Origin of the sequence: Pseudomonas sp. MWU349 (assembly GCF_017947325.1) — a bacterium.
In the GTDB taxonomy this organism is placed as follows: domain Bacteria; phylum Pseudomonadota; class Gammaproteobacteria; order Pseudomonadales; family Pseudomonadaceae; genus Aquipseudomonas; species Aquipseudomonas protegens.
The window spans coordinates 647,016-668,924 of sequence record NZ_JAFEVP010000002.1; the positions used below are offsets into that span (position 1 = coordinate 647,016).

At 61.0% G+C, this 21,909-nt stretch carries 24 protein-coding genes; 13 read left to right on the plus strand and 11 right to left on the minus strand.

The genetic code is table 11. The annotated features are described in order from the left end of the window. Nucleotides 1-31: 31 nt before the first annotated feature. From KCG88_RS10180 to KCG88_RS10190, 3 genes are all read right to left on the minus strand, one after another. Entirely contained in the window at nucleotides 32-325 is a 294-nt protein-coding gene (locus KCG88_RS10180) for a co-chaperone GroES (protein ID WP_011063093.1), read from the minus strand. Nucleotides 326-577: 252 nt separating this feature from the next. Then, complete coding sequence (locus KCG88_RS10185; RefSeq protein ID WP_210712321.1) at nucleotides 578-1,054, minus strand: FxsA family protein; 477 nt, start codon at nucleotides 1,052-1,054, stop codon at nucleotides 578-580. 66 nt (nucleotides 1,055-1,120) lie between these two features. Then, nucleotides 1,121-1,852 (minus strand): HugZ family protein, encoded by a 732-nt coding sequence (locus tag KCG88_RS10190; RefSeq protein WP_047337666.1) that lies wholly within the window; start codon nucleotides 1,850-1,852, stop codon nucleotides 1,121-1,123. A gap of 164 nt (nucleotides 1,853-2,016) precedes the next feature. Here KCG88_RS10190 and KCG88_RS10195 point away from each other — a divergent pair, with 164 nt between their 5' ends. Next, nucleotides 2,017-2,775 carry an SDR family oxidoreductase gene (locus tag KCG88_RS10195; protein WP_047288873.1) on the plus strand — a complete coding sequence of 253 codons (759 nt, stop codon included), beginning with the start codon at nucleotides 2,017-2,019 and terminating at the stop codon, nucleotides 2,773-2,775. A 101-nt stretch (nucleotides 2,776-2,876) separates the two neighbouring features. Here the strand turns inward: KCG88_RS10195 and apbC are convergent, their stop codons facing one another. Then, nucleotides 2,877-3,971, minus strand: coding sequence for an iron-sulfur cluster carrier protein ApbC (gene apbC, locus KCG88_RS10200; RefSeq protein ID WP_011063097.1), 1,095 nt, complete (start codon nucleotides 3,969-3,971; stop codon nucleotides 2,877-2,879). Nucleotides 3,972-4,133: 162 nt separating this feature from the next. On the opposite strand from apbC, the gene metG reads away from it, so the two are divergent. The 8 genes from metG (at nucleotide 4,134) to KCG88_RS10240 (ending at nucleotide 11,202) form a co-directional block, all read left to right on the plus strand. Further along, entirely contained in the window at nucleotides 4,134-6,179 is a 2,046-nt protein-coding gene (metG, locus tag KCG88_RS10205; protein ID WP_210712322.1) for a methionine--tRNA ligase, read from the plus strand. Between the two features lie 130 nt (nucleotides 6,180-6,309). Further along, complete coding sequence (locus KCG88_RS10210) at nucleotides 6,310-6,891, plus strand: Rnf-Nqr domain containing protein (RefSeq protein ID WP_210712440.1); 582 nt, start codon at nucleotides 6,310-6,312, stop codon at nucleotides 6,889-6,891. Next, complete coding sequence (locus KCG88_RS10215) at nucleotides 6,888-8,093, plus strand: RnfABCDGE type electron transport complex subunit B (protein WP_210712323.1); 1,206 nt, start codon at nucleotides 6,888-6,890, stop codon at nucleotides 8,091-8,093. Before KCG88_RS10210 ends, KCG88_RS10215 begins: the two co-directional genes overlap by 4 nt. Then, on the plus strand, nucleotides 8,080-9,072 hold the full coding sequence (locus KCG88_RS10220) for an RnfABCDGE type electron transport complex subunit D (protein ID WP_210712324.1): 993 nt from the start codon (nucleotides 8,080-8,082) through the stop codon (nucleotides 9,070-9,072). Before KCG88_RS10215 ends, KCG88_RS10220 begins: the two co-directional genes overlap by 14 nt. Further along, nucleotides 9,069-9,680 carry an RnfABCDGE type electron transport complex subunit G gene (locus KCG88_RS10225; RefSeq protein ID WP_047337671.1) on the plus strand — a complete coding sequence of 204 codons (612 nt, stop codon included), beginning with the start codon at nucleotides 9,069-9,071 and terminating at the stop codon, nucleotides 9,678-9,680. The genes KCG88_RS10220 and KCG88_RS10225 overlap by 4 nt, the downstream gene beginning before the upstream one ends. Then, nucleotides 9,673-10,269: an Rnf-Nqr domain containing protein gene (locus KCG88_RS10230; RefSeq protein ID WP_210712325.1), complete on the plus strand. Its 597-nt coding sequence runs from the start codon at nucleotides 9,673-9,675 to the stop codon at nucleotides 10,267-10,269. The genes KCG88_RS10225 and KCG88_RS10230 overlap by 8 nt, the downstream gene beginning before the upstream one ends. Nucleotides 10,270-10,276: 7 nt before the next feature. Continuing rightward, nucleotides 10,277-10,915, plus strand: coding sequence for an endonuclease III (gene nth / locus KCG88_RS10235; protein ID WP_011063104.1), 639 nt, complete (start codon nucleotides 10,277-10,279; stop codon nucleotides 10,913-10,915). Nucleotides 10,916-11,022: 107 nt separating this feature from the next. Then, the gene (locus KCG88_RS10240) at nucleotides 11,023-11,202 is read left to right on the plus strand and encodes a hypothetical protein (protein WP_011063105.1); all 180 of its coding nucleotides are present in this window, start codon (nucleotides 11,023-11,025) and stop codon (nucleotides 11,200-11,202) included. Between the two features lie 146 nt (nucleotides 11,203-11,348). Here KCG88_RS10240 and KCG88_RS10245 read toward each other — a convergent pair whose 3' ends face one another. The 3 genes from KCG88_RS10245 to KCG88_RS10255 form a co-directional block, all read right to left on the minus strand. Beyond that, nucleotides 11,349-11,975 (minus strand): response regulator transcription factor, encoded by a 627-nt coding sequence (locus KCG88_RS10245; RefSeq protein WP_047337672.1) that lies wholly within the window; start codon nucleotides 11,973-11,975, stop codon nucleotides 11,349-11,351. A 385-nt stretch (nucleotides 11,976-12,360) separates the two neighbouring features. Continuing rightward, entirely contained in the window at nucleotides 12,361-13,578 is a 1,218-nt protein-coding gene (locus KCG88_RS10250; protein ID WP_011063107.1) for an argininosuccinate synthase, read from the minus strand. Nucleotides 13,579-13,707: 129 nt separating this feature from the next. After that, on the minus strand, nucleotides 13,708-14,622 hold the full coding sequence (locus tag KCG88_RS10255) for an OmpA family protein (RefSeq protein WP_011063108.1): 915 nt from the start codon (nucleotides 14,620-14,622) through the stop codon (nucleotides 13,708-13,710). Nucleotides 14,623-14,779: 157 nt separating this feature from the next. Here KCG88_RS10255 and pyrC point away from each other — a divergent pair, with 157 nt between their 5' ends. Both pyrC and rnt read left to right on the plus strand, forming a co-directional pair. Continuing rightward, a complete protein-coding gene (pyrC, locus tag KCG88_RS10260) occupies nucleotides 14,780-15,826 on the plus strand; it encodes a dihydroorotase (RefSeq protein ID WP_011063109.1) in 1,047 nt (348 codons plus the stop codon). Further along, nucleotides 15,823-16,494 carry a ribonuclease T gene (rnt, locus tag KCG88_RS10265; RefSeq protein WP_011063110.1) on the plus strand — a complete coding sequence of 224 codons (672 nt, stop codon included), beginning with the start codon at nucleotides 15,823-15,825 and terminating at the stop codon, nucleotides 16,492-16,494. The genes pyrC and rnt overlap by 4 nt, the downstream gene beginning before the upstream one ends. Nucleotides 16,495-16,564: 70 nt before the next feature. On the opposite strand, the gene KCG88_RS10270 is transcribed toward rnt, so the two are convergent. Continuing rightward, nucleotides 16,565-17,167 carry a peroxiredoxin gene (locus KCG88_RS10270; protein ID WP_011063111.1) on the minus strand — a complete coding sequence of 201 codons (603 nt, stop codon included), beginning with the start codon at nucleotides 17,165-17,167 and terminating at the stop codon, nucleotides 16,565-16,567. 324 nt (nucleotides 17,168-17,491) lie between these two features. Here KCG88_RS10270 and KCG88_RS10275 point away from each other — a divergent pair, with 324 nt between their 5' ends. Both KCG88_RS10275 and bfr read left to right on the plus strand, forming a co-directional pair. Next, the gene (locus KCG88_RS10275) at nucleotides 17,492-17,710 is read left to right on the plus strand and encodes a bacterioferritin-associated ferredoxin (RefSeq protein WP_011063112.1); all 219 of its coding nucleotides are present in this window, start codon (nucleotides 17,492-17,494) and stop codon (nucleotides 17,708-17,710) included. A gap of 212 nt (nucleotides 17,711-17,922) precedes the next feature. After that, the gene (gene bfr, locus KCG88_RS10280) at nucleotides 17,923-18,396 is read left to right on the plus strand and encodes a bacterioferritin (protein WP_011063113.1); all 474 of its coding nucleotides are present in this window, start codon (nucleotides 17,923-17,925) and stop codon (nucleotides 18,394-18,396) included. 176 nt (nucleotides 18,397-18,572) lie between these two features. Here bfr and grxD read toward each other — a convergent pair whose 3' ends face one another. The 3 genes from grxD to KCG88_RS10295 form a co-directional block, all read right to left on the minus strand. After that, nucleotides 18,573-18,911 carry a Grx4 family monothiol glutaredoxin gene (gene grxD, locus KCG88_RS10285; protein WP_011063114.1) on the minus strand — a complete coding sequence of 113 codons (339 nt, stop codon included), beginning with the start codon at nucleotides 18,909-18,911 and terminating at the stop codon, nucleotides 18,573-18,575. 96 nt (nucleotides 18,912-19,007) lie between these two features. After that, a complete protein-coding gene (locus KCG88_RS10290; RefSeq protein ID WP_047337674.1) occupies nucleotides 19,008-21,116 on the minus strand; it encodes a molybdopterin oxidoreductase family protein in 2,109 nt (702 codons plus the stop codon). A gap of 135 nt (nucleotides 21,117-21,251) precedes the next feature. After that, nucleotides 21,252-21,542, minus strand: coding sequence for a hypothetical protein (locus tag KCG88_RS10295; RefSeq protein ID WP_210712326.1), 291 nt, complete (start codon nucleotides 21,540-21,542; stop codon nucleotides 21,252-21,254). Nucleotides 21,543-21,909: the final 367 nt, after the last annotated feature.

Below are 21,909 nucleotides of genomic sequence, written 5' to 3' on the forward strand. Positions count from 1 at the left end.
ACTGTGTAGTAGCGGGAAAATACGCGGGAAATCAGCCTTCGATAACAGCGAGAATCTCGTTCTCGGCCATTACCAGCAGATCTTCGCCATCGACTTTCACGGTGTTGCTGCCGGAGTACGGGCCAAACACCACTTTGTCACCCACTTTCACGGCCAGCGCACGTACTTCACCGTTGTCCAGCACACGGCCGGTACCTACAGCGACGATTTCGCCACGGTTAGGTTTTTCAGCGGCCGAACCAGGCAGAACGATACCGCCGGCAGTTTTCGATTCTTCTTCGCTGCGACGGATGACGACGCGGTCATGCAGAGGACGAAGCTTCATTGTCGATCTCTCCTAATTGTGGTTTTCAACGGCCGGTGTCGATACCGGCGGGTTAGCAAATCCGGCTTTGCCGGGTGCGACTCGACAAGCGAGCCGCGGAAGTCTGTCTGGTGTCAGCACCAGAAACCTTGCGGTGACCGTTACATAAGGGCGCATAAGGTTATTACAAGGGGTGGTCGATGAAATTTTTTACATCGCTGGCGCCAAAACGAACACGGCACCCGAAGGTGCCGTGTGCCTAGAGTTTCTGACTCAGGAGTCGCGATGCTCGAATTCGCCTTCGATCACGTTGGGCTCGCGGCCCAGCGGCTGCTGGGGTGCAGCGCCGCCTTGGGCGGCACGCATGTCGTCGGCAAAGGCGCGCTGGCGCAGGGCCTGCTCCTCGGCACGCTGGCGCATTTTATTGGCCAGCAGGCGACGGCTGATCGGCAACAGCATCAGCAGACCGAACACATCGCTGATGAAACCCGGCAGGATCAGCAGACCACCACCCAGGGCCAGCATCAGGCCCTCGAGCATTTGCTGGGCCGGCAGCTCACCGCGATTGAGGCTTTCACGGGCACGCAGAGCCGTGGCCAGACCGGCCACGCGCAACACCAGCACACCGAGCATCGAACCGAGGATCATCAGCAGCAGCGCCGGGAAAAACCCGATGGCCGCGCTGACCTTGACGAAGACGAACAGCTCAAGCACCGGGAACAGTAAAAAGAGCAACAGAAAAGGGCGCATCAAATGGTTTCCTCTGCGGAAGAATGCCTTCCAGTAGACCGTAAATGACGTCGCCAATTCGTGAATTCAAGCACCCAGGGGCGGATTTTTCGGCCATTGATCAGCTCGGGCCAGGAAAACCAGGGCCTCGCGTACTTGTGTCGGCGTATTGCAAGGCGCCTGGAAGGGCAGCCAATACAAGGCCTGGCCGATGCGCAGGTGCATGCCTTCGGTATCGATCCCCGCCATTTGCGCCGGCGCGTTGTCCGGCAACCCGGTCAACTGGACATAGTGGGCAATGGCCTTGGCATGGTCGCTGTTCATGTGTTCCACCATGCTCAGCTCGGCCTTTCCGGCGAAGGGGTTGGCCAGGGTCAGTTGGTCGACCCAGTGGATCGCCCCGAAGCCGCCGATGTAGCGGTGGCGTACCGGCTTGAGCACCCAGAAATCGAAATCGTGGGCCTTGTGGTAGTTCTGCGACTCGGGAAAGTAACGGTAGTAACGCTCGGCTGCGGCGTCGATGGCGGCCTCGTCCTCGAGCTTCTCAGCCTCGGCCAGGTAGGTCAGGCGACCGACTGCCTGCACGTCGTCGGCATCGCGCTCGCCCACCAGCAGCGAACACTTGGGATCCTTCTGCAGGTTGTGGGTGTGCTGGGCGATACGGCTGATCAGGATCAGCGGCCGGCCCTCGGCGTCCAGGCAATAGGGCACCACGGACCCGAAGGGAAATCCCGGCATGGCCTTGGAGTGAGTGGACAACACCCCGCGATATTCCTTGAGCAGCAGTTCTCGTGCATTCTTGGCAGCTTCAACGCTCACTTTATGACTCCTTATGTAGAATCCGTCGAAAACGGACGGGCGCCTGGAGCATTGTTCCAGCTACGCCAACAGGGCAATTCTCATCTGCAGCCAGGCCAGGTCCGGCCGCCGAGCGAGGGTTCCCGAAAAGGACTCCCCTCAAGATCAGCTAGCGGGACATGCGAATGCAACTCACTGACAAAGTAATCATTATCACCGGCGGTTGCCAAGGTCTGGGCCGCTCCATGGCCGAGTATTTCGCGGCCAAGGGCGCGCGGCTGGCATTGGTCGATCTGAACCAGGAAAAACTCGACCAGGCGGTTGCGGCATGCAAGGCGCTCGGCGTCGAAGCCCGTGCCTATCTGTGCAACGTCGCCAATGAAGAACAGGTGAACCACATGGTGGCCCAGGTGGCCGAGGACTTCGGCGCCATCCACGGCCTGATCAACAATGCCGGAATCCTGCGCGACGGCCTGCTGGTCAAGGTCAAGGACGGCCAGATGACCAAGATGAGCCTGGCCCAGTGGCAGGCGGTGATCGACGTCAACCTGACCGGGGTCTTCCTCTGTACCCGGGAAGTGGCGGCAAAAATGATCGAGCTGAACAACAACGGCACGATCATCAACATCTCGTCGATCTCCCGCGCCGGCAATATTGGCCAGACCAACTATTCCGCGGCCAAGGCCGGGGTCGCAGCGGCCACCGTGACCTGGGCCAAGGAACTGGCGCGCTATGGCATCCGCGTGGCCGGTATTGCCCCGGGTTTTATCGAAACCGAGATGACCCTGGGCATGAAGCCCGAGGCCCTGGAGAAGATGACTGCCGGTATTCCCCTCAAGCGCATGGGCAAGCCGGAAGAGATCGCCCACTCGGCGGCCTATATCTTCGAGAACGACTACTACACCGGGCGCATCCTAGAATTGGATGGTGGCCTGCGGGTCTGATCCTGCCGTCGCAACGGTAGGAGCCGGCTTGCCGACGAAAGCGATCTTGAGGACGCCTTCGCCGGCAAGCCGGCTCCTGCATGACTCACCCGCCTGGGGCTTCAGTCGTCGCTGATGGTGATGTTGGGCATCGCCGGGGCGGCCGCTTCTTGCAAGACAATGCGCGCGCCCACATGCCGTGCCAACTCCTGGTAGACCATGGCGATCTGGCTTTCCGGCTCGGCGATCACCGTCGGCTTGCCGCCGTCGGCCTGCTCGCGGATCAGCATCGACAGCGGCAGCGAGGCCAGCAGCTCGACATCGTACTGGCTGGCCAGCTTCTCGCCGCCGCCTTCGCCAAACAGGTGCTCGGCATGGCCACAGTTGGAGCAGATGTGCACCGCCATGTTCTCCACCACGCCCAGCACCGGAATGTTGACCTTGCGGAACATCTCCACACCCTTGCGCGCATCCAGCAGCGCCAGGTCCTGGGGCGTGGTGACGATCACCGCACCGGCCACCGGGACTTTCTGCGCCAGGGTCAGTTGGATGTCGCCGGTGCCTGGCGGCATGTCGATCACCAGGTAGTCCAGGTTGCCCCAGTCGGTCTGGGTCACCAGTTGCAGCAAGGCCCCGGAGACCATCGGCCCGCGCCAGACCATCGGCGTGTTGTCATCGGTGAGGAAGGCCATGGACATGACTTCCACGCCGTGGGACTCGATCGGCACGAACCACTTCTGGTCCTTGATCTTCGGCCGGGTGCCTTCGGCGATGCCGAACATGATGCCCTGGCTCGGGCCATAGATGTCGGCGTCGAGAATCCCCACCTTGGCGCCTTCGCGGGCCAGGGCCAGGGCCAGGTTGGCCGCGGTGGTGGACTTGCCCACACCGCCCTTGCCGGAAGCCACCGCCACCACGTTCTTGACGTTGGCCAGGCCCGGGATCTGCGCCTGGGCCTTGTGCGCGGCAATGACGCTGCTGATCTCGACCTTGGCCGAGCTCACGCCGTCCAGGCCTTCGATGGCCAGTTGCAGCATCTGCGCCCAGCCGCTCTTGAACAGGCCGGCGGCATAACCCAGTTCCATGCGGACCGTGACCCGGTCGCCCTGGACCTCGATGTCCCGCACGCAGCCGGCGCTGACCGGGTCCTGGTTCAGGTATGGGTCGGTGTATTGACGAAGGACGGCTTCCACCGCTGCGCGATTGACGGCGCTCATGGGCAACTCCGATAACAAGACAGGAAAATCAGCCGGCTATCCTACGCCGCCGACTCCTTCGTGGCGAGAAAGCTTGCTGCGCACAATGTGCCTGGAAGGGTGAAAATTCCGCGCCGGCGCTTTATAGTGGCCGACCTCCGTTTCATCAAGTAGCCGAGCCCCATGTCCGAGCCACGCAAGATCCTCGTCACCAGCGCCCTGCCCTATGCCAATGGTTCCATCCACCTTGGCCACATGCTTGAGTACATCCAGACCGACATGTGGGTGCGCTTCCAGAAGCTACGCGGCAACCAATGCATCTATGTCTGCGCGGACGACGCACACGGCTCGGCCATCATGTTGCGCGCGGAGAAGGAAGGCATCACCCCGGAGCAGTTGATCGCCAACGTGCAGGCTGAACACTGCGCCGATTTTGCCGAGTTCCTGGTGGATTTCGACAACTTCCACTCCACTCACGCCGAAGAAAACCGTGAGCTGTCGAGCCAGATCTACCTCAAGCTGCGGGACGCCGGGCACATCGCCACGCGCTCCATCACCCAGTATTTCGACCCGGAAAAGAAAATGTTCCTGGCCGACCGCTTCATCAAGGGCACCTGCCCGAAATGCGGCACCGAGGACCAGTACGGCGACAACTGCGAAAAATGCGGCGCCACCTATGCCCCCACCGACCTGAAGGATCCGAAGTCGGCAATCTCCGGCGCCACTCCGGTGCTCAAGGATTCCCAGCACTTCTTCTTCAAGCTGCCGGACTTCCAGCAGATGCTGCAGAGCTGGACCCGCAGCGGCACCCTGCAAGACGCCGTGGCCAACAAGATCGCCGAGTGGCTGGACGCCGGCCTGCAGCAGTGGGACATCTCTCGCGATGCACCGTACTTCGGCTTCGAGATCCCGGATGAACCGGGCAAGTACTTCTATGTGTGGCTGGACGCGCCGATCGGCTACATGGCCAGCTTCAAGAACCTCTGCAGCCGTCGTCCGGAACTGGATTTCGACGCCTTCTGGGGCAAGGACTCCACCGCCGAGCTGTATCACTTCATCGGCAAGGACATCGTCAACTTCCACGCCCTGTTCTGGCCTGCCATGCTCGAAGGCGCCGGCTACCGCAAGCCGACCGGCATCAACGTGCACGGCTACCTGACGGTCAACGGCCAGAAGATGTCCAAGTCCCGTGGCACCTTCATCAAGGCCCGCACCTACCTGGAGCACCTGTCGCCGGAATACCTGCGCTACTACTACGCCTCCAAGCTGGGCCGGGGTGTCGACGACCTGGACCTGAACCTCGAAGACTTCGTGCAGAAGGTCAACTCCGACCTGGTGGGCAAGGTGGTGAACATCGCCAGCCGTTGCGCCGGCTTCATCCACAAGGGCAATGCCGGGGTGATGGTGGACAGCAGTGCCGCCCCCGAGCTGACCGAGGCTTTCCTGGCCGCGGCGCCAAGCATCGCCGACGCCTATGAAGCCCGTGACTTCGCCCGCGCCATGCGCGAGATCATGGGCCTGGCCGACCGCGCCAACGCCTGGATCGCCGACAAGGCTCCATGGTCGCTGAACAAGCAGGAAGGCAAGCAGGATGAAGTCCAGGCCATCTGCGCCACCGGCATCAACCTGTTCCGCCAGTTGGTGATCTTCCTCAAGCCGGTGCTGCCACTGCTGGCTGCCGATGCCGAGGCCTTCCTCAACGTGGCCCCGCTGACCTGGAACGACCACCAGCAACTGCTGGCCAACCATCAGCTCAACGAATTCAAGCCGCTGATGACGCGGATCGACCCGGTAAAAGTGCAAGCCATGACCGATGCCTCCAAGGAAGACCTGGCCGCCAGCCAGACCGACACCGGTGGCCCTAAAGGCAACGGTGAACTGGTGAAGGACCCGCTGTCCGCGGAAATCGACTTCGATACCTTTGCCGCCATCGACCTGCGTGTCGCCCTGATCGTCAAGGCCGAAGCCGTGGAGGGTGCCGACAAGCTGCTGCGCCTGACCCTGGATATCGGCGACGAACAGCGCAACGTGTTCTCCGGCATCAAGAGCGCCTACCCTGATCCGTCCAAGCTCGATGGTCGCCTAACCATGATGATCGCCAACCTCAAGCCACGGAAAATGAAGTTCGGCATCTCCGAAGGCATGGTGATGGCTGCCGGCCCTGGCGGTGAAGAAATCTACCTGCTGAGCCCGGACAGCGGCGCCAAGCCCGGCCAGCGGATCAAGTAAGGCTGCAGGCTGGACCTCATCCCCCCGTTGCGCCCGGCGCAGCGGGGGGATTTGCATATCTGGCGGGCCCTGCGCCGACGCTGGAGTTTGCCTACTCTTGAAGGACAGCCTGCCCGTACCGGCCCCGACCATGACCGACTTCCTCCTCGTCCTTGTCAGCACTGCCCTGATCAACAACTTCGTGTTGCAGTGGCCGCTGGGCGTCGACCCGCTGCTGCAGGCCCCAGCCGATAGCGCTCGGCTTCGGATCCATGCGCTGGGCCTGGCAACGACGGTCTTGATGCTGGTCAGCTGCGTACTCGGCCATGCCCTCTATCGTGGCGTGCTGGTGCCCTGGGGGCTGCAGTCCTTGCAGCTGTTTGCCTGGCTGTCCCTGAGCGTGCTGCTGATCAGACCGGCGCTACACTGGCTGGCCCGGGCCCTGCCCGGTTTGCCATTCGATGGCCTCTGGCCCCTGTTGCTGGCCAATGCCGGGATGCTCGGCCTGTTATTGATCGCCAGCGGGGAAAACCTTGGGCTGGCGACCCTCGGCGCCATGAGCCTGGGTGCCGGGCTGGGCTTCTGGTTGGTACTGAGCCTGGTCAATGACCTGCGCCAGCGTATTTCCACCAACGACATTCCCCTGCCCTGGCAAGGCCTGCCGATCGACCTGATCAGCGCCGGCCTGCTGGCAGTGGCGTTTTTCGGCTTCAACGGACTGCTCAAGACATGAGTCTGATTCAACGCATCGACGCCCTTCTGCCCCAGACCCAATGCGGCAAGTGCGGCCACGCTGGATGCAAACCCTACGCCCAGGGCATCGCCCGTGGCGAGGCCATCAACAAGTGTCCGCCCGGGGGCCAGGAAACCATCGCCGGCCTGGCACAACTGCTCCAGTTGCCGGTGGTGGAACTGGACCACAGCCGTGGCGAGGCCCCAGCGCAGATCGCCCATATCCGCGAGGCCGAATGCATCGGCTGCACCAAGTGCATCCAGGCCTGCCCGGTGGACGCCATCGTCGGCGCGGCGAAGCTCATGCACAGCGTATTGATCGACGAATGCACCGGCTGCGACCTCTGTGTGGCGCCCTGCCCGGTGGATTGCATCGACATGCTGCCGTTGCCCATGGCCCGAGTGCTGCCGATTGTCGGCGGCCTGGCCAGCAGCGCCGAGCAGTTGCAGGCTCGCGCCGCCAAACGCGATCACGCCCGGCGCCGCTTCGAGCAGCGCAATGATCGCTTGCAGCGCGAAGAGGCCCGGCGCCTGGCCGAACGTCAGGCCAGGGCCCAGCGCGCCAGCCAGGCCAACGACGCCAGCCAGGACCCGGTTCAGTCGGCTATCGAGCGGGTCCGCGCACAGAAAGCCGCGGCGGCCGATGCCGCCTTGAAAAAGGCCAAGATCGAGCTGGCCATGAGTCGCGCCCAGTTGCACAAATCCCTCAAGGCCTTCGGTCATCCGCCGACCTTCGAGCAGCAATCGCAGTTGATCATCCTGCAGCGTCAGTTCGAAGTGGCCGAGCAGGCACTGGCCCAACTGGAAGCCCAGGCGCCTCCACCGGCCATGCCGGTGGCCCGGGATGCCGACCTCAAGCGAGCCAAGATCCAGTTGGCGATGCGCCGCGCCGAACTGAAAAAAGCCCAGGCCGCAGCAGCCCCCGAAGCCGAACTGCAAACCCTGGCTGCCGCCCTGGCGGACGCCGAACTGGCGCTGCACGCCGCGGAAGACGCCAGTGGCAAACCGGCCCCAGTACTGGAGCGGATCGAGAAACGCCCGATCGCACCACAACTGCGACAACTGAAGACCGAGCTGGCCTACGCCCGCGCCGAACTGAGCAAACTGCAACGCCAGACCGATACCAGCAGCGAACAACTGGCCCAGGCCCAAGCCCGCCTGAGCGAAGCCGAGCGCCAGGTAAACGCCCATGACGAGCCCTGAAACAGTCGACCCGCGCCTGCGCCAGGCCATGCAGCGCGTGCTGCTGGCTACGCTGCCGGGGCTGCTGGTACTGCTGTGGTTGTATGCCTGGGGGCCACTGCTGAATCTACTGCTGACAGCCAGTGGCGCCCTGGCCATGGAAGCCTGGGTGCTGTTCCTGCGGCGGCGTCCGCTGCAACCTGCCCTCAGCGATGGCAGTGCGTTGGTCAGTGCCACCTTGCTGGCCCTGGCCCTGCCACCCTATTGCCCTTGGTGGCTGCCGCTGAGCGCTGCCGCCAGCGCCGTGCTCTTGGGCAAGCAGGTATACGGCGGTGTCGGCCAGAACCCCTTCAACCCGGCCATGCTGGGCTATGCGCTGGCCCTGCTGTGCTTCCCGCAATCCATGACTCACTGGCCCGCGCCCCATGCCCTGGATCTGCTCGGCGGGCTGCAACAGGTATTCGGCCTGAGAGGCAACCCGCCCCCGGACGCCTGGGCCCAGGCCACGGCGCTGGACAGCCTGCGGATCAACAAGAGCCTGACCGTCGATGAACTCTTTGCCGGCAACCCCGCCTTCGGTCACTTCGGCGGCCGTGGTGCCGAATGGGTCAACCTGGGATTTCTGGCTGGCGGCCTGTTTCTGCTGCAACAGCGGGTCATCAGCTGGCAAGCGCCCGTGGGCATGCTTGGCAGCCTGTTGCTGATCAGCCTGCTGTGCTGGAACGGCAGCGGCTCCGACTCCCACGGTTCCCCGCTGTTCCATCTGCTCAGCGGCGCCAGCATGCTCGGCGCGTTCTTTATCGTCACCGAGCCGGTGTCCGGCCCCAAGGCCGCCAAGGCCCGACTGCTGTTTGGCGTTGGCGTTGGCCTGCTCACCTACCTGATCCGCACCTGGGGTGGCTACCCCGACGGGCTCGCATTCGCCGTGCTGCTAATGAACCTGGCGGTACCGGCCCTGGAGCGCCTGAGCTCCGAAAAACGGCTGGAGCGCCCATTATGAAAGGGGCTCGCAGCCTGTTGCTGTTGATGTTGCTCGGTGCCGTGGGCATCGGTGCCACCCTGTGGCTGCAAGATGCCGCCACTCCACGCATCGAAGCCGAACAACGGGCCCTGCAGGCACGCAGGCTGCTGGATGTGCTGCCCGCCGGTAGCTATGACAACCAGCCCCTGGACCAGCCAGTGCCCCTGCCCGATGGGCAACTGAGCAACAGTCGCCTGCTCGATGGCTACCTGGCCACCCGCGATGGCCGGCCCAGCGCCGTGCTGCTGCGCAGCCAGGTCACAGGCTACGCCGGCCCCATCGAGTTGCTGATTGCTATCGACCCCCAGGGGCGCCTGCTGGGCAGCAAGACCCTCCGGCAGGATGAGACTCCAGGGCTGGGAGCGCGTATCGCCGGCTGGCCCAATGCCTGGCTCCAGGGCTTTTCAGGAAAATCCCGCAATGATCCGGGCGACAGCGCCTGGGCCTTGAAAAAGGACAACGGGCAGTTCGATCAGATTGCCGGCGCCACCATCACTTCCCGTGCGGTGATCAATGCCTTGCATGATGCCTTGCGCTACTTCGACGAACACCGCGGACAACTGCTCCCTGGAGCGCCTCATGAATAAGCCGCTGTCATTGCCGGGGCTGCTGATGCTGCCGCCCCTGATCGGGGCTACGGATTCCTGGGTCAAGGCCATCGGGCTGGCCCTGGCCTGGGTATTGCTGATCGGCCTCTACGGCGCAGGCATGCGCTTACTGCGTCCGCCCATCGAGGCCCGCCACCACTGGCTGGCCAGCCTGCTGCTCAGCGCCAGCCTGGGCAGTTGCCTGTGGCTGGCGCTGCAGGCCTGGAGTTATGAGCTGCACCAGCAATTGAGCCTGTACCTGGGCCTGCTGGCCCTGCAATGCGTGGTACTGGAACAGGCGGGCTTCTTCCAGCACCGCAACCGACTGCGCCTGGCCGGCGCTTTCTGTGGCGCCCTGATCGGCCTGGGTGCCCTGCGCGAGCTGCTGGGCGCTGGTACGCTGGGCAGCCATCTGGGCTGGCTTGTCGGCCAGCCGGATGCCGGCAACGGCTGGGTCGTGCTGCCACATGGGGGGCTGCGCCTGCTGACTCTCGCCCCCGGCGGTTTTATCCTGCTGGGTGCGCTGCTGGCCGCAAAACGGGCCTGGGCCGGCCCCTGGACCTTAAACCGACCGCCTTCGAGGAAATGAATCACCCATGAATGCCGCCAAACGCCTGGAAATCTTTCGCCGGCTACACGAAGACAACCCCGAACCGAAAACCGAGCTGGCCTATTCCTCGCCGTTCGAGCTGCTGATCGCGGTGATTCTCTCGGCGCAATCGACCGACGTCGGAGTCAACAAGGCGACTGCCAAGCTCTTCCCCGTAGCCAACACCCCAGCGGCAATCTACGCCCTGGGTGTCGAAGGCCTGTCCGAATACATCAAGACCATCGGCCTGTACAACAGCAAGGCCAAGAACGTCATCGAGACCTGCCGCCTGCTGGTGGAACGCCATAACAGTGAAGTGCCGCAGACTCGGGAAGAGCTGGAGGCTCTGCCCGGGGTGGGCCGCAAGACCGCCAACGTGGTCCTCAACACCGCTTTCCGACAACTGACCATGGCGGTTGACACCCATATCTTCCGGGTCAGCAACCGAACCGGGTTGGCCCCGGGAAAGAACGTGGTGGAGGTCGAAAAGAAACTCATGAAGTTCGTGCCCAAGGAGTTTCTGCTGGACTCCCATCACTGGCTGATCCTCCACGGCCGCTACGTTTGCCTGGCACGCAAGCCACGCTGTGGCAGCTGTCGAATCGAAGACCTGTGCGAATACAAGCAAAAGACTTCCGACGATTGAGCAACCATTGATTTTGCCGATAGATCGATTGAAAAAATCTTTTTTACCCGCCAGGAGAATATCGATATAAGGAGCGCCAATGGCAGTCCTAGCCTGGAGTCGACCTTATGAGTACTGGCAAAGAACAACTGGACGTAGAAGACGATTTCGTCGCGGCTGAAACAGATGATGCAGAGCCGGTGGTCGAAGTGGCGAAAACCAATCTGAGTAAACGCCGGACCATCGACAATCTCCTTGAGGAACGGCGCCTGCAAAAACAGTTGGCCGATTACGACTTTGACCTCTAGTCACAAAAGAACCTCCCCACGGAGGTTTTTTTGTACCTGTGCCCAGCCGCAAACCTGGCCGGTCAGCCTCCCCGACTGACCGGCTGCATCAGCACTCAAACGAGCCTATCCAGCACACCGCCTCAATGCGCACGTGCCCTGAAGGCTCATATCAACCGATGCCGTTGAGCGAACTCGATCAGATCAACCAGTGAACGAGCATTGAGCTTGGCCAACAGCCGGCGCTTGTAGGTACTGACGGTCTTGTTGCTCAAGCACAACCCCTCGGCAATTTCCTTGTTACTCATGCCGTTGGTGAGTTGTTTCAATACGATCAATTCGCGCCCTGAAAGCAGCTCGATCATCTGCTGCTCACTGCTGATGCCCTGGCTTGAGCGAAAAGTGTGCAAGGCCTCGTTGGGGAAATAGCTGTATCCCGCAAGCACCGCACGCACGGCACTCAACAGCTCGGTGATGTCCTGCTGCTTGCACACATAACCGGCAGCACCGGCCTGCATGCAGCGCATGGAAAAAGGCCCCGGAACTTGCAGGGTCAATACCAGAATCTTGATCGGCATACCTCTGGACATCAGCCGGTTTATAACTTCAAGCCCATCAAGTTGCGGAATTCCAATATCCAGAATCAAGATATCTGGAACATATTCAAGAGCCAACTTCAATGCATCCGTGCCGTTATCTGCTTCCGCCACTACTTCAAGGCCATGACGCTCCATCAACATGCGCACAGCCAAACGGACAACAGGGTGATCATCCACGATCAATACTCTTTTCATAGGTCCATCTCAGTCCTGAGAGTTTTTTTAGAGCCCGCACGATACCCCAGAGAATTGACTCTGACACCGTGCTACAGAGGGCTACGACCTTACGAGGACGATCCTTACAAACAATACCGAATTGCCTTACAAAACGACCCAGATAAAAGCGGTTCAATATCCAAACCGCCTAGGATCAATCGTCAAATCAGCTACTTTTCGTACTAATAAAATTCCAAGCTACAAGCACTCTCAGTAGCGACACTGGGTACTTCGCCCATCAAGAAGCGGCTCACCTTGGCCAACAGACATTTGCTGATATGAACTAGACCCTGATGTTCATCGCGATTATCCAGGGCAAAAAAAACCCCGCTTATCGCGGGGCTTTCTTCAACCACTCAAAGCATCAGACCAGGGTCCGACCCTTGTTCGCGGCAATGCGCATGCGCAGGGCGTTGAGCTTGATGAAGCCAGCTGCGTCCGCCTGGTTATAGGCACCGCCGTCCTCTTCGAAGGTAGCGATGTTGGCGTCGAACAGCGACTCGTCAGACTTGCGACCGGTCACGATCACGTTGCCCTTGTACAGCTTCAGGCGTACCACGCCATTCACGTGGGCCTGGGAGGCGTCGATCATCTGTTGCAGCATCAGACGCTCAGGGCTCCACCAGTAGCCGGTGTAGATCAGGCTGGCGTACTTGGGCATCAGCTCGTCTTTGAGGTGAGCCACTTCGCGGTCCAGGGTGATGGACTCGATGGCGCGGTGAGCACGCAGCATGATGGTGCCGCCAGGCGTCTCGTAGCAGCCGCGGGACTTCATGCCCACGTAACGGTTCTCGACGATGTCCAGGCGGCCGATACCGTGTTCGCCACCGATGCGGTTCAGGGTCGCCAGCACGGTGGCCGGGGTCATCTCGACGCCGTCCAGTGCCACGATATCGCCATTGCGGTAGGTCAGCTCCAGGTATTGCGGGGTGTCTGGGGCCTTCTCCGGGGAGACAGTCCAGCGCCACATGTCTTCTTCGTGCTCGGTCCAGGTGTCTTCCAGCACGCCACCTTCATAGGAGATGTGCAGCAGGTTGGCATCCATCGAGTACGGGGATTTCTTCTTGCCGTGACGCTCGATCGGGATCCCGTGCTTCTCGGCGTAGTCCATCAGCTTCTCGCGGGACAGCAGGTCCCACTCGCGCCAAGGGGCAATCACCTTCACACCCGGCTTGAGGGCGTAGGCGCCCAGTTCGAAACGCACCTGATCGTTGCCCTTGCCGGTGGCGCCATGGGAAATGGCGTCGGCGCCGGTTTCGTTGGCGATTTCGATCAGGCGCTTGGCGATCAACGGACGAGCGATGGAAGTACCCAACAGGTACTCGCCTTCGTAGACGGTGTTGGCGCGGAACATCGGGAAGACGAAATCACGCACGAACTCTTCGCGCAGATCGTCGATGTAGATCTCTTTGACGCCCATGGCTTGCGCCTTGGCGCGGGCCGGCTCGACCTCTTCGCCTTGGCCCAGGTCAGCAGTGAAAGTCACTACTTCACAGTTGTAAGTATCCTGCAGCCACTTGAGGATCACCGAAGTGTCCAGGCCGCCCGAATACGCCAGAACGACCTTGTTAACGTCCGCCATGCCATCACTCCACGGGGTTGTACGGAAAGCCGCCAAGTCTACCGATCCACGCGGATAATTTACAGAGGCGCGACAGCTTATGACGACCAAGCGACAGATTATGTCGAGCGAGCGACGACGACAGCCGTATCAGGAAGTCGCCGCGGCGCTGGATCCGGAAGCCGCCTGAGGCGCTGGGGCCGGCTTTTCGGCAGGAGCGACCCGCTCCAGATGCACATTGACCCGCCGGTTCTTCGCCCGGTTGGCCGCATTGGTATTGGGGGCCAGGGGATAGCGCTCGCCATGGAAGCGCACCACGATCTGGTTTTCCGCCAGGCCATTGGCCTTGAAGAACTCCATGACCGCCAGCGCACGACGGCGCGACAGGTCTCGGTTGGTCAGGCGGTTGCCACTGTTATCAGAGTGCCCGTCCAATTCGACATGATTGACCGTGGGGTCGGCCTTGATGAAGTCCACCATCACTTGCAGCTTGGCCTTGGCCCGGGCGTCCAGGTCGATACCACCTCCGGGGAAACCGATCTCGGCCTGCTTGACCTGTTCATAGTTCATCGGCAACAGCTTGGCCATGCAGCTTTGATAGTCGCCGTAGGCCTTGCTGAACTTCACCGGCAACAGGCGTACCTCGGACACTCCGCCTTCACGGGAGAAGTGCCGGACCACCGGGCTGCGCCCCTCCAGCAAACCGACGATCAGACGGCCGGCCTGCATCTGGTTGCTGTTGAACAGCACCCCATCGGTACCGGCCTTGACCGCCCCGAGATTGATGTCGCCACGCCCCGGCTGCCAGGGGGCGGCGGCCGCGAGCAGGGTCGCGGAACCACCGGCCTGCATGGGGTTGAAACTCTTGAGGCGGAAAATCGCCTGCTCGCCGGCGCGACGAACGAATTCGCCGGAACCGAAATCGGTAACCGGTTGGATCAGGCGGCACTCGAATTTGTCACCTTCGACCGTCCACTCAATGCTCTCCAGGCGAGTCTGGAAAGTGAGAGCCATCGCAGGCAGGCTGGCAAACACACTGAGCAAGGCTAGATAACGCTGGCGCACGGGAGGCTCCACTGACGTGTACAACAGAAAAATCGACAGGCGTTAATACGCCATACCTTCGGGATATCGGTTGCTCGTCGCAAAACTTGATAGCGAGTGCCTGGAAGAGTCTTTTCCGGTAGCATTCCCCCCGAGTTTTACCCGCCTGGAACCTCCCATGTCCGACCGCCTGACCCTGCTGCGTCCCGACGACTGGCATATTCATCTTCGCGATGGGGCCGTGTTGCCCAATACAGTCGCCGATGTCGCGCGCACCTTTGGCCGCGCCATCATCATGCCCAACCTGGTACCTCCGGTGCGCAACGCCGCGGAAGCCGACGCCTATCGCCAGCGCATTCTAGCTGCGCGCCCGGCCGGCAGCCGCTTCGAGCCACTGATGGTGCTCTACCTGACCGACCGTACCCAGCCGGAAGAAATCCGCGCGGCCAAGGCCTGCGGTTTCGTCCACGCCGCCAAGCTGTACCCGGCCGGCGCGACCACCAACTCGGATTCGGGCGTGACCAGCATCGACAAGATTTTCCCGGTGCTTGAAGCCATGGCCGAAGTCGGCCTGCCGCTGCTGATCCACGGCGAGGTAACCCGCGGCGACGTCGACGTCTTCGACCGCGAGAAAATCTTCATCGACGAGCACATGCGGCGTGTGGTTGAACGCTTCCCCAGCCTGAAAGTGGTGTTCGAACACATCACCACCGCTGAAGCCGTGCAGTTCGTCAAGGAGGCTTCGGCCAACGTCGGCGCCACCATTACCGCGCACCACCTGCTGTACAACCGCAACCACATGCTGGTGGGCGGTATTCGTCCGCACTTCTATTGCCTGCCGATCCTCAAGCGCAACACCCACCAGGAAGCCCTGCTGGATGCGGCCACCAGCGGCAACGCGAAGTTCTTCCTCGGTACCGACTCGGCACCTCACGCCCAGCACGCCAAGGAAGCCGCTTGCGGGTGCGCCGGCTGCTACAGCGCCTACGCCGCCATCGAGCTGTACGCCGAAGCCTTCGAACAACGCAATGCCCTGGATCAGCTGGAAGCTTTTGCCAGCCTCAACGGCCCGCGCTTCTACGGTCTGCCGGCCAACACCGACAGCATCACCCTGGTCCGTGAAGAATGGACCGCTCCCGCCAGCCTGCCATTTGGCGAGCTGACTGTCATTCCGCTGCGCGCCGGTGAAAAACTGCGCTGGCGCCTGCTGGAGGATCACTCGTGAGTGACGACCATTTCGACGACGAACAAGAAGGTAGCAGCGGCGGTCCTCGCCACCCGATGGCGGCGCGCTTTCGCGGTTACCTGCCGGTAGTCGTCGACGTTGAAACCGGTGGCTTCAACTCGGCCACCGACGCCCTGCTGGAAATTGCCGCTACCACCATCGGCATGGACGAAAAAGGCTTCGTGTTCCCCGAACACACCTACTTCTTCCGGGTCGAGCCTTTCGAAGGCGCGAACATCGAAGCTGCAGCCCTGGAATTCACCGGGATCAAGCTTGACCATCCCCTGCGCATGGCTGTGAGCGAAGAAACCGCCCTCACCGATATTTTCCGCGGGGTGCGCAAGGCGCTGAAGGCCAATGGCTGCAAGCGCGCCATTCTGGTAGGCCACAACAGCAGCTTCGACCTGGGCTTCCTGAATGCCGCCGTGGCGCGCCTGGACATGAAGCGCAATCCGTTCCACCCGTTCTCCAGCTTCGACACCGCCACCCTGGCTGGCCTGGCATACGGCCAGACCGTGCTGGCCAAGGCCTGTCAGAGCGCAGACATCGACTTCGACGGTCGCGAGGCCCACTCGGCTCGCTACGACACGGAGAAGACCGCCGAGCTGTTCTGCGGCATCGTCAACCGCTGGAAACAGATGGGCGGCTGGCAGGATTTCGACGACTGAATAGTCGCTTTACTTTGCCCCATAAAAAAACCGGCCCTAAGGCCGGTTTTTTTATGCGTGACGCCAAGCCTTACAGCTTGCCGGCGTTCTCGCTCAGGTAAGCAGCAACGCCTTCTGGCGAAGCGGTCATGCCCTTGTCGCCTTTCTTCCAGTTGGCAGGGCAGACTTCGCCGTGCTCTTCGTGGAACTGCAGAGCGTCGACCAGACGGATCAGCTCTTCCATGTTGCGGCCCAGTGGCAGGTCATTGACGATCTGCGAGCGGACAACACCTTTGTCGTCGATCAGGAACGCGCCACGGAAAGCCACGCCGCCTTCGGACTCAACGTCGTAGGCCTTGGCGATTTCGTGCTTCATGTCAGCAGCCATGATGTATTGAACCTGACCGATGCCGCCGGCATTGATCGGGGTGTTACGCCAGGCGTTGTGAGTGAAGTGCGAGTCGATGGACACAGCGATCACTTCAACGTTGCGTGCCTTGAAGTCAGCCATGCGGTGGTCCAGAGCGATCAGCTCGGACGGGCACACGAAGGTGAAGTCCAGTGGGTAGAAGAACACCAGGCCGTATTTGCCTTTGATGGCCGAGGACAGGGTGAAGCTGTCGACGATTTCGCCATTGCCGAGAACGGCCGGAACGGTGAAGTCAGGGGCTTGTTTGCCTACGAGTACGCTCATTGGATATCTCCTGGTGTGGACGTAGTAATGAAGAAGAAGGGTTGGCCCCGAGCCTGCCATGCTGATGCGACAGCCCCGTGACGCGCGCCCGCTTCGCAAGGACCGACCATCATACACGGCGTTTTTAAGCTGTCCTTAGTGGTTTTTCCTCTGGCCGGCCTCCAACGCGAAAAATGCGAATGATCTGTCCTTAACGCCAAGAAAAGCCGTTCGTCACTCAGGCAAGAATCAGCAACAAAGGGCGTCGAAACCACTTTGACAATCATTCTCGTTAACATTAAGATCCATCGCAATTGAGCCCTAACCAGCGACGGTTCTCATCTTATGTATGTCTGCCTCTGCACCGGTGTCACCGACGGACAAATTCGCGAAGCGATCTACGAAGGTTGCTGCAGCTACCGCGAAGTGCGCCAGGCCACCGGCGTTGCCAGCCAGTGCGGCAAATGTGCCTGCCTGGCCAAGCAAGTGGTTCGCGAAACCCTGACCGAACTGCAGAGCAGCCAAGCGGCCATTCCCTACCCTGTGGAATTTAATGTTGCTTGATTTCGCTAATAATTAGCACCAATTCAAACAACCGGACCTAGCGTCCGGTTTTTTTATGCCTGTAATTCAATCGCTTAGAGGCAAAACGCGGAACACAAACATTCTTATTCCGATTAAATTTCATATATTATTCAATAACTTAGGTTTGACAGTAATGTTCATGCAGCTCAGACTCCGCCCATGTTCCACTAAATACAGGGCAGGACCCCATCATGAAAGGCGACATTACAGTCATCCAGCATCTCAATAAAATCCTTGCCAATGAACTGGTCGCGATCAATCAGTACTTCCTGCATGCGCGCATGTATGAAGATTGGGGCCTGAACAAGCTGGGCAAGCACGAGTACCACGAGTCCATCGACGAGATGAAGCATGCGGACAAGCTGATCAAGCGCATCCTCTTCCTCGAAGGCCTGCCCAACGTCCAGGACCTGGGCAAGCTGCATATCGGTGAGCACACCAAGGAAATGCTCGAATGCGACCTGCGTATCGAGCGCACCGGGCATGCCGATCTCAAGGCCGCGATCGCCCACTGCGAATCGGTCGGCGATTTCGGCAGCCGTGAACTGCTGGAAGACATTCTGGAATCCGAAGAAGAGCATATCGACTGGCTGGAAACCCAATTGGGCCTGATCGATAAAGTGGGTATCGAAAACTATCTGCAATCGCAAATGGGTGACGAGTAACTTAACTCGTAATACCCGAAGTACAAAAAAGCCCCGCTTCTCTTAATGAGAGCGGGGCTTTTTTATTACACGAATGTGTTCGTGTAATAAACCGAAGCAGAGTGCTTGCCGCAAGTTTCCGAGCATCACATGAGCAACATGTCGATTCCCGGAAACCCTCGCCAGCAGGCTCGTCTTTACGCTTCGGTCTTGGCAGCGGCTTTTTCGGCAGCGGCCTTGATCAGGCTCTGCAATTCACCGTTGGCGAACATTTCAGCCATGATGTCGCTGCCGCCGACCAGCTCACCGGCCACCCAAAGTTGTGGGAAGGTTGGCCAATTGGCGTACTTGGGCAGGTTGGCGCGAATTTCCGGGTTCTGCAGGATGTCCACGTAAGCGAACTTCTCACCACAGCCCATTACGGCTTGCGCGGCTTTGGCAGAGAAGCCGCACTGCGGGGCATTCGGCGAGCCTTTCATGTAAAGCAGAATGGTGTTGTTGGCAATCTGCTCTTTAATAGTTTCGATGATATCCATGGAACACCTCGGCTGAACTTTCCGACTCTGTTGTCGGCACGGTGGCGCATTGTAACGGAATCCTGAGCACCCTGCTCGGCCTCTCCGACAGACATCTCAGGCCGCCTGCACCCTGACCGGCACTCCGTTCAACGCCGCATTCCCCGACAGCACATCGAGCTGGCGCTCGTCGGTCAGGTCATTGGCACTGCAACCTGGCTGCTCCGTGGCAATGTTCATCTGCACGCCCGGACGCCCATGCCCCCAGCCATGGGGCAGGCTCACGACCCCCGGCATCATTTCGGCGCTGGCCAGCACCTCGACTTCCACCGCGCCGACCCGTGAACTGATGCGTACCCGTTGACCGTCCTGCAAACCCCGATGAGCCAGATCCTGCGGATGCATCAGCAGTTGATGACGAGGCTTGCCCTTCACCAGGCGGTGATAGTTGTGCATCCAGGAGTTGTTACTGCGTACGTGCCGGCGGCCGATCAACAACAATTCCCCTTCCTGCGGCGCCTTCAGGGCAGCAAAGCGCTCCAGGTCAGCCATGATCGCCGGCGGCGCAGCCTGGACCCGCCGGTTTTCGGTTTTCAGGCGCCCGGCCAGATTCGGCCGCAGCGGCCCCAGATCAATACCATGGGGATGCTCGGCCAGCGTCGCCAATGACAGCTTGAACGGCGAGGCGTCGCCATAAGGCCCGGCGCGCAGCCCCATATCAATCATTTGCGCCGGTGCGATAGTCGGCTTGAGCGAGCCTTCGGTGCGCTCGGCAAAGGCCTTGGCCAGGCCGACGAAGATCTCCCAGTCGTGCAGTGCACCTTCGGGCTTGGGCAGGATCGCCCGGTTGAAACGGCTGACATTGCGCACCGCGAACAGATTGAACGTGGTGTCGTAGTGATCATTCTCCAGGGCCGAGGTGGACGGCAGGATCAGGTCGGCATAGCGGGTGGTTTCATTGATGTACAGGTCGATGCTGAGCATGAACTCCAAGCCATCCAGCGCCTGCTCCAGCTGCCGGCCATTGGGCGTGGACAGCACCGGGTTGCCCGCCACCGTGATCAGCGCCCGCACCTGCCCCTCCCCTTCGGTGAGCATCTCTTCGGCCAGGGCCGACACCGGCAACTCGCCGCCGTACTCCGGAAGCCCGGAAACCCGGCTCTGCCAGGCATTGAAGTGGCCGCCCGAAGTCGCCGCTACCAGATCCACCGCGGGGCTGGTACACAAGGCGCCACCCACCCGGTCGAGGTTACCGGTGACCAGATTGAGCAATTGCAGCAACCAATGGCACAAAGTGCCGAAGGCCTGGGTCGAGACGCCCATGCGCCCGTAACAGACGGCTCTGTCGGCCGAAGCGAAATCCCTGGCCAGTTGGCGGATCTGCGGCGCCGCAATGGCGCACAGGGGGCTCATGGCCTCCGCCGTGAACCGGGAAATGGCCTGGCGCACCTCGGCCAGCCCATCCACCTGCAAGTGGCTGTCGCGGGTAGGCCCCTCTTCGAAGATGCTGTTGAGCAGGCCGAACAGCAGCGCGACATCGCCCCCCGGGCGGATAAACAGATGCTGGTCGGCCATGGCCGCGGTTTCGCTGCGCCGCGGATCGACCACCACTACCTTGCCGCCACGGGCCTGGATCGCCTTCAGGCGTTTTTCCACATCCGGAACGGTCATGATGCTGCCGTTGGACGCCAGGGGGTTGCCGCCAAGAATCAACATGAAATCGGTGTGATCGATATCCGGAATCGGCAACAGCAAGCCGTGGCCATACATCAGGTAGCTGGTCAGGTGCTGAGGCAATTGGTCGACCGAGGTAGCCGAGAAGCGATTGCGCGTCTTGAGCTGGCCGAGAAAGTAGTTGCTGTGGGTCATCAGCCCATAGTTGTGCACGCTGGGGTTGCCCTGGTAGGTCGCCACCGCGTTGTTGCCATGACGCTGCTGAATGCTGGCCAGGCGCTCGGCCACCAGGGCAAAGGCCTCGTCCCATTCGATCGGTTGCCACTCATTGCCAACCCGGCGCACCGGCTGGCGCAGGCGGTCCGGGTCATTCTGGATATCCTGCAAGGCCACGGCCTTGGGGCAGATATGACCGCGGCTGAAACTGTCCTGAGGGTCGCCCTTGATCGAGCTGATGCGCGGAGCACTGCCGTCTTCTTCGGTGATTTCCAGGGTCAGGCCACAGATGGCCTCACACAGGTGGCAGGCACGGTGGTGGAGAGTCTTGGTCATGGCCAGTCTCTATTGTTTGAGAGCGCAGCGTATTCGCCCGCCGGAAGCAAAAACTATGGCCGTTACCCTGCCAGGACACCAGTGACGTTCGTCCCATGAATTCACGGCCATCAGCCCCGGCCATGATCGGCGCCTTCAGTTGGAGGGCAACCGTGGCGGCCCATCCGTTGAGACGTGGGTGGTTGCATCCACGGTCCCCCGCTCCCCATAGCCACCCGAGAGTTGTGCGAGCAATCGCCAATGCTCGTCCAGGCCTGCACTGAGGGTCATCATCCGGTCGATCATCTTGCGCGCGGCCGCTCGGGTCACCGGATCTTCACTGCGCAGCAGCTCGAAGGAAAACGCCGTCACCGAAGCGGTCATGTCGGTGAGTGCCCGGGCCGTGAGCCCCAAGAGCGTCATCAGTTGTTGCTCCCTGGATTCCATGGTTCACCCGTCCCTGCCACTGATTCGCCTTTATAACCTCAGCACTTTGCATTAGGAAATGTTTCAGGCTGCCAGCCCGCGGATTATCCGGGACGCAGCTCCCGCCCTCCAGGTCAGAAAACGACTGCATGGGCATCACCCGCGCCGCGCTCGATTGCCAAGGCGCGCCGGGGCAGTGTACAAATGCCCGGCTGCTGTCTGGAAACTGGTCTCAAAAGTGCCAGCGCATTCGCGTCCTGGCCTCTCATGTCCATAATCGCCGTAGCACTACTATTGGTAAGACGCGACATTTAATTATAAGATCGCGCCTTCCCCTATTTCGTCGCCCCGTGCGGCTTTCGCCGCAGGTCCAGCCCGTTGTTCGACT

Coding starts and splice junctions, on each gene's coding strand:
- KCG88_RS10180 (WP_011063093.1), bottom strand. CDS start 325: ATGAAGCTTCGTCCTCTGCATGACCGCGTCGTCATCCGTCGCAGCGAA.
- KCG88_RS10185 (WP_210712321.1), bottom strand. CDS start 1,054: ATGCGCCCTTTTCTGTTGCTCTTTTTACTGTTCCCGGTGCTTGAGCTG.
- KCG88_RS10195 (WP_047288873.1), top strand. CDS start 2,017: ATGCAACTCACTGACAAAGTAATCATTATCACCGGCGGTTGCCAAGGT.
- apbC (WP_011063097.1), bottom strand. CDS start 3,971: ATGAGCGCCGTCAATCGCGCAGCGGTGGAAGCCGTCCTTCGTCAATAC.
- metG (WP_210712322.1), top strand. CDS start 4,134: ATGTCCGAGCCACGCAAGATCCTCGTCACCAGCGCCCTGCCCTATGCC.
- KCG88_RS10210 (WP_210712440.1), top strand. CDS start 6,310: ATGACCGACTTCCTCCTCGTCCTTGTCAGCACTGCCCTGATCAACAAC.
- KCG88_RS10215 (WP_210712323.1), top strand. CDS start 6,888: ATGAGTCTGATTCAACGCATCGACGCCCTTCTGCCCCAGACCCAATGC.
- KCG88_RS10220 (WP_210712324.1), top strand. CDS start 8,080: ATGACGAGCCCTGAAACAGTCGACCCGCGCCTGCGCCAGGCCATGCAG.
- KCG88_RS10225 (WP_047337671.1), top strand. CDS start 9,069: ATGAAAGGGGCTCGCAGCCTGTTGCTGTTGATGTTGCTCGGTGCCGTG.
- KCG88_RS10230 (WP_210712325.1), top strand. CDS start 9,673: ATGAATAAGCCGCTGTCATTGCCGGGGCTGCTGATGCTGCCGCCCCTG.
- nth (WP_011063104.1), top strand. CDS start 10,277: ATGAATGCCGCCAAACGCCTGGAAATCTTTCGCCGGCTACACGAAGAC.
- KCG88_RS10240 (WP_011063105.1), top strand. CDS start 11,023: ATGAGTACTGGCAAAGAACAACTGGACGTAGAAGACGATTTCGTCGCG.
- KCG88_RS10245 (WP_047337672.1), bottom strand. CDS start 11,975: ATGAAAAGAGTATTGATCGTGGATGATCACCCTGTTGTCCGTTTGGCT.
- KCG88_RS10250 (WP_011063107.1), bottom strand. CDS start 13,578: ATGGCGGACGTTAACAAGGTCGTTCTGGCGTATTCGGGCGGCCTGGAC.
- pyrC (WP_011063109.1), top strand. CDS start 14,780: ATGTCCGACCGCCTGACCCTGCTGCGTCCCGACGACTGGCATATTCAT.
- KCG88_RS10270 (WP_011063111.1), bottom strand. CDS start 17,167: ATGAGCGTACTCGTAGGCAAACAAGCCCCTGACTTCACCGTTCCGGCC.
- KCG88_RS10275 (WP_011063112.1), top strand. CDS start 17,492: ATGTATGTCTGCCTCTGCACCGGTGTCACCGACGGACAAATTCGCGAA.
- bfr (WP_011063113.1), top strand. CDS start 17,923: ATGAAAGGCGACATTACAGTCATCCAGCATCTCAATAAAATCCTTGCC.
- grxD (WP_011063114.1), bottom strand. CDS start 18,911: ATGGATATCATCGAAACTATTAAAGAGCAGATTGCCAACAACACCATT.
- KCG88_RS10290 (WP_047337674.1), bottom strand. CDS start 21,116: ATGACCAAGACTCTCCACCACCGTGCCTGCCACCTGTGTGAGGCCATC.
- KCG88_RS10295 (WP_210712326.1), bottom strand. CDS start 21,542: ATGGAATCCAGGGAGCAACAACTGATGACGCTCTTGGGGCTCACGGCC.